Genomic DNA, 12,398 nt, shown 5'->3' on the forward strand with positions numbered 1-12,398 from the left:
ATGCACGCAAAGCCAGTCTATGTCGATTTACATCAATTTATTTAGCAGAATCTGCGGGGTTCAACAGTTAAAAATCGTAGGAAACAGACATATCATAGTGGCGTCCCGGCTGGGTGTAGGCATCGATTACGGCTGAGTTTGCTGCAACACCCTGCACATCAGACCAGTTCCAGTATTTCTTATTTGTCAGATTACGTACTGCTGCATTGAGCCGCAGATTTTTCTGCAAACGCAATTGCCCCGATAAATCCAAAGTCATAGCGGAAGGAATGGTCAGCTGCGCGACCCGTGGCGGCGTCGCTGGCTTGGGCAGATACGGGCTATCCAGATCTGCCGCCATTTTCGCATCCTGATGCAGCGCCTGCAGCCTGACTTCCCAGGCGGGTTTGCCGTAGCTGACGCCAATACTGATTTTCGCCGGATCGATTGCATTCAACGGTAAGCCAGTCGTATCATCGCTGCCATGCGTGACACCGTAAGCGAATGGCATTGCCAGCTTACCACCGGCGATTTCACCCCACTGCACCTGCCCTTTAATTTCAAAGCCGCTGATCGTCGCTTTATCGACATTGACGGTCTGAAAAATCGCCGGATCACCAATCACACCTTTACCACCCAAAGGTTTTTTATCGACGATGAGGTTATCGTATTTTCCTCTGAACACAGCGATATCCAGGCTCAGTCTGTCGAGCATTGCACGTAAGCCGATTTCAATGTTGTGGCTTTTTTCTGGTTTCAGATCGGGATTCGACAATAACACTGCAGGGATCGTCGCACTATCGAACACGCCATTGATTTGTTGCGCATTCGGTGCACGGAAACCACTCGCATAGTTAGCAAAGGCACTCCATTCCGGCGTCAAGCGGTACAGAAAGCCCAGCTTAGGCGAGACCGCGGAACCGGAAAGTGATTTGGCGGGCGTTTTTGCCGGTGGCGCAAAACCAGCCTGACTGATCACATCCAGATCAAAATGATCAAAGCGCACACCGGGTGTGATAATCCATTTGCCGGCAAATATTTCATCCTGCACAAAGACAGCACGGCTGGAATCACGGGTATCCGGGAAATATTTACGCGGTACAAAATCCGCATTCCCCGGATCGACGCCATCAAACATGTTTTTAATATCGGCACGGCTGTAGTCTAAGCCGTAACTGAGGCGTTGCGACCAGCCCGCGGCCATTCTGAATAATTTATCAGTCTGAATATGGAATTGCGCACTGCGCTCGCTGTAGCTGACATCGCGTACGCGGTCGGCCAGCGTATTTCTGTGTGTCACACCGAATTCGCGTGAACTGGCATCCTGAAAACTGAGCGCCGTCTGTACATGATCGACATATGCGCTATTAAGCGTATACCGACTTTGCACACTCAGACGGTCGCGTGTCATATTGCTCGTGGCATTTTCGCCCGTGACCGCAGAGGCTGTCGTCAATGGCAGCTTTGCACGACTCGATAGCAATTCGTAGTCAGCATCTTTATTCACATGCTCAGCGCTGACGGTGTGTTTCTGATCAGCTGTTGGCTGATACACCAGTTTCACCAATACCGACTGCCCTTCATTCTTCTGCGGATTCGGGGTGGTGCGATCGACATTCGCCACATCTTTGCTGCCCATATTCTGCATGCCACCAGCATGATTCACTGCGGCACTCACCAACCACGTCAGCGCAGGGTTGATGCGCCCGGCCAGACTGGCTGACAGCGTCCGCGAATGATCGTCACCGTTATACGACAGCGATACTTTGCCGCCAACATCTTTCTGCTGATCGCCGCGCCGCTGCAGGAAATCGGCCGGTTCCAGCGTGATGAAATTCACGAGACCCGCAAGGCCATCAGAACCATACAATACCGATGCCGGGCCACGCACAATTTCCACCTGGCGGATCAGATCCAGCGATAAGGAATCCCTGCCAAATGCGTTGCTGCCATTGATGTAACTGCGCGGCAGACGCACACCGTCCACCAGCATCAGCACACGATTACCATCCTGCCCGCGGATATTGAAACCGGCATTTGTATCACGCCCGGTTGCATTGCCGACGCCAGTCACAGTAAATCTGGCGGGCGCGCGTTTGACAGAAATATTGGGTAAGTTTTTAACCAGATCATGAATATCGGCAACGTGCCCGCTTTCCATTTCCTGCCAACCAATGATGTCCATCGACAAGGGCAAATCTTCGACGAATTGCTCGTAACGGGCACCACTGATGACAACGATCTGCACTGGCACCGTGGCGTTCGCCAATAAGGTGGCGGGTACCTGCGGCGCGGTCTGCGCCTGCACATACGCTGTCAGACCCGTAGAAAAAAGACCGGCCAGCAGCAATCTCAGGGTGTGGGTTTTGATCCGGAAGCCATTCCCGGACAAGCGCGTTGCGTCTGATTTTTTCATGGTGAATACCAGCAAAGAAGAATAGCTAGCAGTCTAAACTTCCATCAACACGGGTCAATACGCATTCCGGTCAGACGACTAGGCATTCCGAACTAGACCACGGCGACATATTGCGACAGGACAAGGTCACGGAATCATCATCACCGAATCAGCAACGAATCAACACTGAATTATCACTGAATTATCACTGAATTATCACTGGCGAAACCAGTGCCGACCTAAGTATCCGTCGCAGTATCAGCCCGGCTGCCCATCTGCGCGCGCTTTCAGATAGACCGGCAACATCATGGCGATCCAGATCGTGATCAGTAACAACCAGACCGTGGCCGAGACAGTCAGTAAAGAAGGTATCACCAGCAAGCTGGCAACGATGCGCAGCATGGCAGCCAGATGCAACCCGAGATACACCATCCACAAGCTGTTCGAGACCTGCAATGGTCTGCCGCTGTGACCATAAGAAACACGGCTGACAAAAGCGACCAGCATGGTTCCCATGAACCCCAACCCAAGCGCATGAACGGATGCGGAGCCAACGGCCACACCGAGTGCGCCCGCCGCCTGCAATCCAAACACCACCGCCAGCCAGGCAAATGACAAATGTAGCATGGCCAGCATACGGTTTTGCAGGCTGCGGAAAATTCCCCAACGCCACGAAGTCAGCACAAAACTCAGGCTAAGCACGCTTGCGCTGAAGGCTTCCAGATAACGCCACCCGGTAATGCCTGCGAGTATCAGCAACCAGCATCCGCCCAGCCAGACGCCCAGCAACCAATACGGCCGCCATGCCACGTAGGGTTTCAGCACATTGCTGCTGAAAAAAGGCAGCATTCTATGACACACCGTCAGAAAAACCGGCAGCAAAAAACCAAAAAAAGAAAATTCGCGGGCGACCTGCCATGCGTCGGTGTCACCTGCACTCCAGAAAACAGCCGCCAGCAATGCCAGCATGCCGCCCAGCATTGCGATCAGGATAGAGACGGGATGTTTTTTATCGAGTGCCTTGCTGCGCCGGATCAAATCACCCCAGCGCCAGGTCACAGCAAGCCATGCCGCCAGCATCAGCACAAACCCCGAAGTGCGCAAGGGATACCAGCCTAAGCCCGCCGCAACTAAAACGAGCAGCAAGCCGCAAAAATAGGTGCCGCCGTGTAACAGAAAATAATGATCCGCCGATTCCACCGACAACCAGCGCGGTCCGGCGGTAAAAGTGAAGCCAAGAATAAACAAGGGAAATATGCCGAGCGGCATCACCAGTGCATGCAAAGGAACCGCCATTGTCTGCGATACCACTTGCCGCCACCACCAGACAAACAGTATTAGCGCCGCCAGTGCGCCAAGAAAAAAATACAAACGGTGAGGAGCAATCGCAAGACGTTTCATGAGGGTTCACCATGAGTGAAAAAGACATCAACAATAATCACAGGCAAGTGGCGATCCTGCGGAGGTAAAACGAAAAATCAGCAAACACAGCCGCAAGCAGCTGATCTGAGGCAAAAATGCGGGGAAATATACTCCCCCCAGTATGTTTTGAAGCCCTTATTTCATAAGGAGATGAAGGTGTTTTTCTCTAAAATGAGGGGGAGTATGCATCTATACCACTTAATAAACGACTGAATAACGCCCCACTATAACGTCCCACTAAACGACTTTCCAGCAATTCATCAACAACGGCTAGCAAGAAGGCTACAGTATCGCGGGTGTGAGCTGAGCTAATTCCTTCTCCACTATTTGCCACGCCAGCTGCGTTTCATCTTCCGAGGCATCCGCATGAAAACGCTTGCGTACGCCTTCCTGATTCAGAATCAGATGGCGATCAGCGCGCACACCGGCCTGCTGTAAACAAGCTTTTACACACGCCAGCGCACAGCCATCCAACGCCAGCACCGGTCGCCCCGATTGTGCGAGCCGCACCAACGAAGCGACACCGCCACCAACCCCGGCGATGCACGACATCTGCGCCCGCCCTTCCCTGTCTAGCCGGACGGCGCAAGTATTCGCAAGCTGCGCCACACTGGAACAGCCGGAACAGGCATAGACCAGAGGCAGTGGCACAGGCTCAGCAGACATCAGACGCTTTCAGGCTGTCGTAAAAACCGCTCAGCAAACCGGCTCAGCCACGCCGGACGCTCGCTGGCATCAATCCAGTATTTTACTGCGACACCTAATTCCGTATTGCCTTCGATGCGCAGACGGCGGCGGAAAAACAGGGTATCGGCATCTTCCATACCAGACGCCATCTGAAAAAAATCTGCCGAACTGGCCGACAGGCTGACATCTGCTTCGGTTTCTCTGGCGTTTTTATAGACTGGTCGGAACTTCCCCTGATCACAGTAAAAACACAGCGACAAACCTAGATCTTCCACCTGAATCCGAAAGGTTTTGCCATAAAGGGTATCGGGCGCCACCAGCAATTCCTTGCGGCGTGCAATTTCCAGCGCCAGCATCAGCGGCGCCGTTGCCAGCGGCGTCGGCATCCACTTACCTACTTGCTGAAACGGTGCGGGAAAACGAAATTGTGATAAGTCCATCATGCATACTTTCAGAAATAACGAAGCGCAACTTATTCCACCGTCAGCCATTGCATACCTGGCTTTGCCTGCCAGTAGCCATTGCTGCGTTGGGCATGTGGCGGCAGATACTGACTGCCGACTTGTGCCGCACTCAGAGACTGACGCGCGCGATCAAATGCAGCAACCACTTCTGCCATGCCTTGTGACTGCGGTTGCAAACGCAAAATATCGACCTGCATGGCAGCTAATTCAGGTACCTGCGCTCCCAGATCAAGGCAAGTCGAACTCTGCGTCTGAATACCGTTAATCGTCAGAAAATCCTTACCGTCGCGCGTCGCCAGCGGCAATCCATCAGGATATTGTTCGCAACGGAATTCGCAACTGTCTTTACGTAAGCGATGATGGCGCGCGGTGAAACAGCGCGACGAAAACGCCAGCGCCAGCCGACCCCAGACCTGCACTTCGGTTTCCATCCCGGCCGGACGTTGCGCTTGTATCGCAGCCAGATCTTCGTGTCCGAGTTCTATCGGTGGCGTAAAGCGACGAGCACCGAGTCCGGCTAGCCACTGCAAAGTATCCGCGTGATACACATTCAGATGCGGCCCGGCGACAAAGGGTCTGCCCTGCATGGCACGTACCGCACTGAAATCATTCGCCTCAATCAGCAAGCCCTGCTCCGAGGCTTTATCCACCAGCCGGTGCATATTACGGCGATCGGCTTCACTATCGATCAGGGTGAGACTGGAAAGCACAACTTCTTTGCCTGCGTTGCGTAATTCTGTAGCGACCGCCAGCCAGTCATCGAACTTCATCAGATGCCGGCGTGAGCAAGTGACTTCGCCGAGATACACAATATCGACCGGCCATTGCATTGCATCAACATAAAAACGCAGGGTCTCTTCTTTTGACCAGTAATAGGCAAGCGGTGCGAGTGAGATTTTTAATGCTGTCATGGTATGTTCAGTCTTATTTCCAGGGACGCTCAAACGCACCTTGCGTCACCTGTGCGCCTTCGGCGTGACGCGCCAGCATCGCCTGCCATTCTGGCCGGGCGGAATAACGTTCAGGATCGCGTTGTGCCGCATCAAGTGCCGCGCGCAAAGTGCCAACCACTTGCGTCACATAGCTGGGGCTGCGCTGACGGCCTTCGATCTTGATCGCTGCCACACCCATATTGATCAGTTGCGGCAATAAGCCGATCGCATTCAGACTGGTCGGTTCTTCCAGCGCATAATCAATTTCACCTTCGACTTCGAAGCGGCCTTTACACAAGGTCGGATAACCAGCGGCTTCATCCGGTGCATAGCGATCAATCAGCGTGCCGCTCAGGCGAGCATACATTGTGCGGTCTTTCTCTTCCCAGCTGACTGCATGCGCAGGCGAACATACGCCTTTATTGTTCGGCGAGTCACCAGTCACATAACTGGATAAGAGGCAACGCCCTTCAGCCATGACGCAAAGACTGCCAAAGCCAAAGACTTCAATTTCCACCTTGGTCTGACGAATGATTTTTTCGATTTCGGTCAGCGTCAGCACACGCGGCAACACCGCACGCTTGATCGCAAATTGCTCGCGCATGAGTTCAATCGCATCGAGCGTCGTTGCTGAACCTTGCACCGATAAATGTAAGCGCAGATCGGGATGGCGATCGCGTGCATACGCCATCAGACCGGGATCAGCCAGAATGACTGCATCGGCGCCCATCTGCACTGCCGTATCAATCGCGGCGCGCCATTCACCGACCGCGCGCGCCTGCGGATACGTATTGATGGCAAACAGAATTTGCCGGCCACGGCTGTGGGCATAAGCGACACCCTGTCGGATATCGTTATCGCCAAAATTGAGTCCGCCGAAATTGCGGGCGTTTGTGGCATTGCGTAAGCCGAGATAAACTGCATTTGCCCCTTTGTCTATCGCTGCTTTCAAAGCAACCAGACTACCGGCAGGAGCCACCAGATCAATAGGATTCATGACGCAAGATGGTAATGAAAATTATTTTCAAGGTCATTGTCCTGGGTCAATAAAATTTCAATAGACATCCATCGACATCAAACGCACGCCACCAAACACCTTACAGCCTGATGTTCAATGCAGGGTAACAACGCTGTGCTGATAGGTTTTCAGTGCGTCTGGCGAACCAATATGGATGGTCGAGCCACACACACGTATCAATTGCTCGTCCATTAACTGATGCAATACCCGCGATAACGTTTCCGGCGATAGATTCAGCAAAGACGCCAACAAATGCTTCTTTAATTCCAGCCGTACTTCATTGGTACTTTGCATCGCAGACGTTTGCAACAGATAGTCAATCACACGTTGGGTCGCATTCTGTAATGAATAGCGTTCCACATTGCGGATAAAACCCAGCAGACGGTAAGACAGGCCGGCCATCATCTGACGTGAAATCACGGGTGAGCGATCTAACAAACGCATCAATGCCGGACGTGGAATTTTCAGCAGCAAGGTATTTTCCAGTGCTTCCGCATAAAACGGATACGGCTCATCCAGAAACATCATCGCCTCACCCAGACTCTGACCCGGGCGGATCAATTCCAACACTTTATCGTTGCCTTGCGACGATGGGATACTGAGCTTCACCAACCCATACACGACGATGAAACAAGCATCCGCCTGATCCCCCTTGCGGAACAGCATCGTGTTTTTTTCTAATTCAGTCTTTACCACTTCTCTTTGCAATGTATGCAAATCCACTGCGGAAATATTCCGAAACAAGGCATGATTTTCCAGCAAACCAAGCAAATTAATTTTCGTCATGTTATCTCTCATGTTATTTCTCCAGCTTCTTTGACAGAAATCAAGTGTAGAAGCAGAGAAAAATACTGACTATCCGCCGAGAGAACTAGAAACGAAAAGCAAATGGAGAGAACACATGGACGAATGACGGAGAAACTCCGTCGGGATTACCGAATACGCCAATGCCGTTGATGCAACATAGAGGGAAAATGACAGAAAACACAGGTGGCAATCGGCGTCATTATTGCCACCGGGAACACGACTAAGACTGAGTAGCCATGTGGCAGCGCAACAACGCGGGGGAGTTCAGGCAGTCTTAGGACTTATCCAGACCGTGCTCAACGGCATACACGGCGATCTGCACGCGACTGCTGAGACTGAGTTTTTTCAGAATATTCTGCACATGGATTTTGACGGTGCTTTCCGCCACGTTCAGATTGCGGGCGATTTCCTTGTTACTCTCGCCGCGTGCGAGGCAGATCATGGTTTCACGTTCGCGCGGCGTGAGCTTCTCTCGTTCCGGTGTGGTGCTGAGATTATTTCCGGTGCGGAATTGCATCACCAGTTTAGCCGTCATAGATTCGGCGATCACAGGTTCACCGGCAGCCGCACGGCGGATTGCCTGCATCAGGTAATCTGCTTCAATATTTTTCAGCAAATAGCCACGCGCGCCATTTTTCAAGGCCTTCGTCAGATCTTCCGCTTCCTCAGACACCGTCAGCATCAGCACGGCCGTATCCGGCAAATCCTCAACGATCAATTGCATCGCTTCCAGCCCGGAAAGACCGGCCATATTCAGATCCATCAACACCACGTCTGGTCGCAATTGCTTTGCGCGCTTCACGCCTTCCAGTCCATCGGATGCTTCGCCGACGATCTCAAATTCGGGATTGCGCTGTAACAGCAAACGAATACCGCTACGAAAAAGCGTGTGATCATCCACCAGCAAAATCTTAATAGGCATATTTTTCAGACTCTCATTTAAAGTGATCAATGCGGGGCTCAGGCAACGAGCCGCTCCTGACGCGCTAATTGCAAGGTAATCGTCGTTCCTGCACCAGGCTGGCTTTGAATACCAAAGCTGGCTGATAAGCGCTCCGCACGCTCCCGCATGATACGCAAGCCAACATGGGCATCGCCTTTTTCATGTACGCGATCAAGATTAAACCCGGCGCCATCGTCGGTGACTGTCAGGGAAAAGTCGCGCTCATTCGCCACCACCACTTTCACATTGCTGGCGTGCGCATGCTTACGCACGTTCGACAGTGCCTCCTGCAAAATAAACAATACTTGTAATTGCTGCTCGGGTGCCAGCGGCGCCCCGCTGCCAGCTAATTGTATCTCGCCATGTACGCCAGTCTGGCGCTGAAATTTATTGACGACATTACGCATTTCCGACTCAAGATTACTGTCTTGCAAGCGGGTACGGAAATTCAGCAGCAACTCACGCACATCTTCGTAACTTTCCTCAACACCGGCGCGCAGCAGCGGCGCGATATCTTTGATTTCTTCCACGTCATTGCGCCGCAACGAGTCTTCCAGCATCTGCACCTGGAGATTTAAAAAATTCAGACCCTGCGCAATACTGTCATGCAAACCTTGCGCCAGCAGATTACGTTCCTGTGATACCGCGAATTCTTTTTCTTTGGCAATCAGGCGCTGGTTTTCTATCGCTGAACCAAGGTTCTTACCCAATGTTTCCAGCAAACGGCGTTCCTCACCTGAAATCACCCGCTCGTTCGCAAAGTGCAAAGAGAAACTGCCGATCACTTGTTCCCGCGCCAGAATCTGAAAGACTGCCAGAGAGAAAAAGCCCTCTTCCTGACAGCGATAGCGCCGCTGCTGATTCAGTTGGCGGAAATCCCTGACCAGCACGATGCCGCTGTGCGTAGCCGCACCACATAAACAGTCATGGGTTTTAATGCAGTGTTCTTCTTCTATCATCTGTTCCGAAATACCTTCGTGCACAGTGATATGCAGATGATCGCTCTTATTATCAAGAATACGCACAGTACCGCCATCGGCGTGAATTCTCAGCATGATCCTTTGCAGGAATCCACGACATAACTCTTCAATCGCATTTGGGCGCGCCAGAAATCCGGCTGTTTCGTACAGCGTGCTGATCTCGTGATTTTGCGCCTGCAATTTCGCCGTCTTTTCAGAAACCCGGTCTTCCAGCGTACGATGCACAGTTTGTACGCGATCAGCCATCTGGTTAAACGCCTGTGCCAGAACACCAAATTCATCTTCAGTTTCTATCGGCAGGCGCACACTCAGATCATCTTTGGACATGCGCGCAATGCCAGCCTGCATGCGGGTGACCGGCCCGACTATCCACAAATACAAGAGGTAAAGCAAGGCCACGCTGGCCGCCAGCGACATGAAAATCAGCGCCGTCTGACATAAGCGCAACCAGGTTGTTTTTTCCGCCAGCTCAACTTCTACCAACGACACCAGTTGGTTGATGCTTTCCACAAAATCCGGCAGTTTCTGTACATACTGTGCCAGCACGGCCTGTTGTCGTACCGGGTCGGTTTCCTGCATGACGTTCTGTGCGCCGACACGGATGTGCTGCTGCCAATCTTTCTGCACCTCGCGCATCTGCTTACGAATATTAGCCGTGACCGGCAGGAATAAGGGGCGTTTTGCGTCGCCCGCCTGCAAATCGGCCAGCGTGCGGTCATATTCAGCCAGCGACTGCGCGACTTTACTTTCAGCTGGCTTCCCTATGCTCTGTTCCAGCTCAATCGCCAGACGATAAGAACGCATGCGCAGGCTGCCAGCCTCATTGATTGCGGCTCCGCCGCCTTCCAGTTGCCACGACAACAGCAAGGTATAGGCAATCGCGGCCAGCGTTAGCGCCAGCCCGATCAGCGTCGTCAGTAATATCCGGAATGTCAGGCGTTTGCCTATCGGCAGACTTTGCGATGCATTCATCATTGGTACCTGTGGGTAGAAATATCGTACAAAGCAAGGCCTTTCACACTAAACAAGCCGGTATTATCCGCTGATATCCTGCTGTGTGTCGGGATGAGGGATACCCAACGGGCACACCATCGGTAAAAAAGTATCCGAGCGTGGCGAATAGGCGAGCAAAGCACCGTTACTCATATCGAAATACCAGCCATGCAAGGCAATTTCACCACTCGCTTCTCGCTCGGCTATCCACGGAAAACTACGTAAATTATTCAACGACATGATGATCGCACCCAATTCACAGGCACGGTTTTGTTCAGACTCAGATGACAAATTTAATTGTTGTAACACCTGTTGCTTCACCGGTTCAACAATTCTCATCCACTGCCCGATGAAATCAATTTTACGGCTAGGCTGATAACCTTGCATCAGCGCACGGATACCGCCACATTTTTCATGCCCCATAACGATGATACGTTTGACATTCAGTGATTCGACCGCAAATTGTATGGCAGCGCTGACACCATGCTGATGCTCGGATTCGTTGCAAGGCGGCACCAGATTTGCCACATTTCTCACGACAAAAATATCACCGGGATCGCAATCCAGCAATAAAGCGGGATCGACTCTGGAATCACAGCAACCGATCAGTAATGTTGTCGGGTTCTGACCATGATTCAGTTTTGCATATAAAGGATCGTCGCCGTTAAAGTATTTACTCTGGAATCGCTGAAAGCCTTCAATGAACTGGTGAATATTACGTACTTCCATTCCTTACTCCATCTATCTTAGCCGCCGGTTTGCGACATGAAACGAATGATTTTATGTGGTTGTTCGATAAATTCATGTCGTTCAGGCTTCAATTCTATCGCAGTACGAATCGCTGCATCCAGGTCGCTGTCGCTGATCCCCGCGCGCAGCAAGGGGCGCAACTCAAATCGTTCTTCCTGCCCAAGGCACATGTAAAGCGTGCCATCAACTGATAAACGCACCCGGTTGCAGGTAGCGCAAAAATGCTGACTGATAGGAGAAATGAAACCGATGGTTCCCTTGCTATCGGCGCTGGTCCAGTAACGTGCAGGACCGCCGCCCAGCTCGGTTGCCGCCGGCAGTAAATTAAAGTGTTGAACCAACTGATCCCGTATCGGGCCAATGTCGAGATACTGACTATTGCGCCCGGTTGCGCCCATGGGCATCGCTTCGATCAGCCTAAGAATAAAGCCTTCGTCAAAGCAAAACTGTGCCATACGCAGTATTTCATGGTCATTCACGCCCTGCATGACGACCATATTAAGTTTAATCGGATCAAACCCAGCCTGTTTTCCAGCCTGCAAACCCGCCATGATGCTGGCAAAGCTGTCGCGACCGGTAATTTTTTCCATACAGGCTTTGTCGAGACTGTCGAGACTGACATTGATACGATGCACACCGGCTTCACGCAAGGTCTGTGCATGTTTATGCAGTTGCGTCGCATTCGTCGAAAGAGAAATGTCGTCAAGACCGGGAATTTCGGATAACTGCGACACCAGTCGTGGCAAGCCACGGCGTAACAAAGGTTCGCCACCAGTCAACCGGACCCGGCCAACACCCATACGGGCGAAGGCCGCAACCACACGACTTATCTCGTCAAAACGCAGCCAGTTTTCCGGTTCTTCAAATCCGGAAAAACCCTTGGGCATGCAATAACTGCAGCGTAAATCACAACGATCAGTGACCGACAGACGTAAATAATTGACACGACGCCCGAAACGATCGGTCAGCGTATTGGCGGCATTAGCAGGATTGGCGGGGGCAGGAGTTTCCATGTCTGCATTGTGGCT

At 52.1% G+C, this 12,398-nt stretch carries 11 protein-coding genes; all 11 read right to left on the reverse strand.

Going from position 1 to position 12,398, the window contains the following annotated elements; genetic code table 11:
* Positions 1 to 67 precede the first annotated feature (67 nt).
* Complete coding sequence (locus tag KDM87_RS14215) at positions 68 to 2,395, reverse strand: TonB-dependent hemoglobin/transferrin/lactoferrin family receptor (RefSeq protein WP_212679691.1); 2,328 nt, start codon at positions 2,393 to 2,395, stop codon at positions 68 to 70.
* Between the two features lie 237 nt (positions 2,396 to 2,632).
* Positions 2,633 to 3,775, reverse strand: coding sequence for an NnrS family protein (locus KDM87_RS14220; RefSeq protein WP_212679692.1), 1,143 nt, complete (start codon positions 3,773 to 3,775; stop codon positions 2,633 to 2,635).
* A gap of 303 nt (positions 3,776 to 4,078) precedes the next feature.
* Entirely contained in the window at positions 4,079 to 4,462 is a 384-nt protein-coding gene (locus KDM87_RS14225; RefSeq protein ID WP_212679693.1) for a putative zinc-binding protein, read from the reverse strand.
* Complete coding sequence (ubiT, locus tag KDM87_RS14230) at positions 4,462 to 4,926, reverse strand: ubiquinone anaerobic biosynthesis accessory factor UbiT (protein ID WP_230407796.1); 465 nt, start codon at positions 4,924 to 4,926, stop codon at positions 4,462 to 4,464. Before ubiT ends, KDM87_RS14225 begins: the two co-directional genes overlap by 1 nt.
* 29 nt (positions 4,927 to 4,955) lie before the next feature.
* The gene (ubiV, locus tag KDM87_RS14235) at positions 4,956 to 5,858 is read right to left on the reverse strand and encodes a ubiquinone anaerobic biosynthesis protein UbiV (protein ID WP_212679694.1); all 903 of its coding nucleotides are present in this window, start codon (positions 5,856 to 5,858) and stop codon (positions 4,956 to 4,958) included.
* Between the two features lie 13 nt (positions 5,859 to 5,871).
* Positions 5,872 to 6,876 carry a ubiquinone anaerobic biosynthesis protein UbiU gene (ubiU, locus tag KDM87_RS14240; RefSeq protein ID WP_212679695.1) on the reverse strand — a complete coding sequence of 335 codons (1,005 nt, stop codon included), beginning with the start codon at positions 6,874 to 6,876 and terminating at the stop codon, positions 5,872 to 5,874.
* 114 nt (positions 6,877 to 6,990) lie between these two features.
* Complete coding sequence (locus KDM87_RS14245) at positions 6,991 to 7,683, reverse strand: Crp/Fnr family transcriptional regulator (RefSeq protein ID WP_212679696.1); 693 nt, start codon at positions 7,681 to 7,683, stop codon at positions 6,991 to 6,993.
* 295 nt (positions 7,684 to 7,978) lie between these two features.
* Positions 7,979 to 8,626: a response regulator gene (locus KDM87_RS14250; RefSeq protein ID WP_186898203.1), complete on the reverse strand. Its 648-nt coding sequence runs from the start codon at positions 8,624 to 8,626 to the stop codon at positions 7,979 to 7,981.
* A 38-nt stretch (positions 8,627 to 8,664) separates the two neighbouring features.
* Positions 8,665 to 10,602, reverse strand: coding sequence for a type IV pili methyl-accepting chemotaxis transducer N-terminal domain-containing protein (locus KDM87_RS14255; protein WP_212679697.1), 1,938 nt, complete (start codon positions 10,600 to 10,602; stop codon positions 8,665 to 8,667).
* Between the two features lie 60 nt (positions 10,603 to 10,662).
* A complete protein-coding gene (locus KDM87_RS14260; protein ID WP_212679698.1) occupies positions 10,663 to 11,349 on the reverse strand; it encodes a carbonic anhydrase in 687 nt (228 codons plus the stop codon).
* A gap of 17 nt (positions 11,350 to 11,366) precedes the next feature.
* On the reverse strand, positions 11,367 to 12,383 hold the full coding sequence (gene moaA, locus KDM87_RS14265) for a GTP 3',8-cyclase MoaA (RefSeq protein WP_212679699.1): 1,017 nt from the start codon (positions 12,381 to 12,383) through the stop codon (positions 11,367 to 11,369).
* Between the last annotated feature and the right edge of the window lie 15 nt (positions 12,384 to 12,398).

The sequence above is a fragment of the Cognatundibacterium rivi genome, from assembly GCF_018139565.1.
GTDB classification, from domain to species: domain Bacteria; phylum Pseudomonadota; class Gammaproteobacteria; order Burkholderiales; family Burkholderiaceae_D; genus Undibacterium; species Undibacterium rivi.

What these genes read in the sequence shown, in the direction of transcription:
- KDM87_RS14260 (WP_212679698.1), bottom strand. Translation starts at nt 11,349, where the DNA reads ATGGAAGTACGTAATATTCACCAGTTCATTGAAGGCTTTCAGCGATTC.
- KDM87_RS14215 (WP_212679691.1), bottom strand. Translation starts at nt 2,395, where the DNA reads ATGAAAAAATCAGACGCAACGCGCTTGTCCGGGAATGGCTTCCGGATC.
- ubiU (WP_212679695.1), bottom strand. Translation starts at nt 6,876, where the DNA reads ATGAATCCTATTGATCTGGTGGCTCCTGCCGGTAGTCTGGTTGCTTTG.
- KDM87_RS14245 (WP_212679696.1), bottom strand. Translation starts at nt 7,683, where the DNA reads ATGACGAAAATTAATTTGCTTGGTTTGCTGGAAAATCATGCCTTGTTT.
- ubiV (WP_212679694.1), bottom strand. Translation starts at nt 5,858, where the DNA reads ATGACAGCATTAAAAATCTCACTCGCACCGCTTGCCTATTACTGGTCA.
- KDM87_RS14225 (WP_212679693.1), bottom strand. Translation starts at nt 4,462, where the DNA reads ATGTCTGCTGAGCCTGTGCCACTGCCTCTGGTCTATGCCTGTTCCGGC.
- KDM87_RS14250 (WP_186898203.1), bottom strand. Translation starts at nt 8,626, where the DNA reads ATGCCTATTAAGATTTTGCTGGTGGATGATCACACGCTTTTTCGTAGC.
- ubiT (WP_230407796.1), bottom strand. Translation starts at nt 4,926, where the DNA reads ATGATGGACTTATCACAATTTCGTTTTCCCGCACCGTTTCAGCAAGTA.
- moaA (WP_212679699.1), bottom strand. Translation starts at nt 12,383, where the DNA reads ATGGAAACTCCTGCCCCCGCCAATCCTGCTAATGCCGCCAATACGCTG.
- KDM87_RS14220 (WP_212679692.1), bottom strand. Translation starts at nt 3,775, where the DNA reads ATGAAACGTCTTGCGATTGCTCCTCACCGTTTGTATTTTTTTCTTGGC.
- KDM87_RS14255 (WP_212679697.1), bottom strand. Translation starts at nt 10,602, where the DNA reads ATGATGAATGCATCGCAAAGTCTGCCGATAGGCAAACGCCTGACATTC.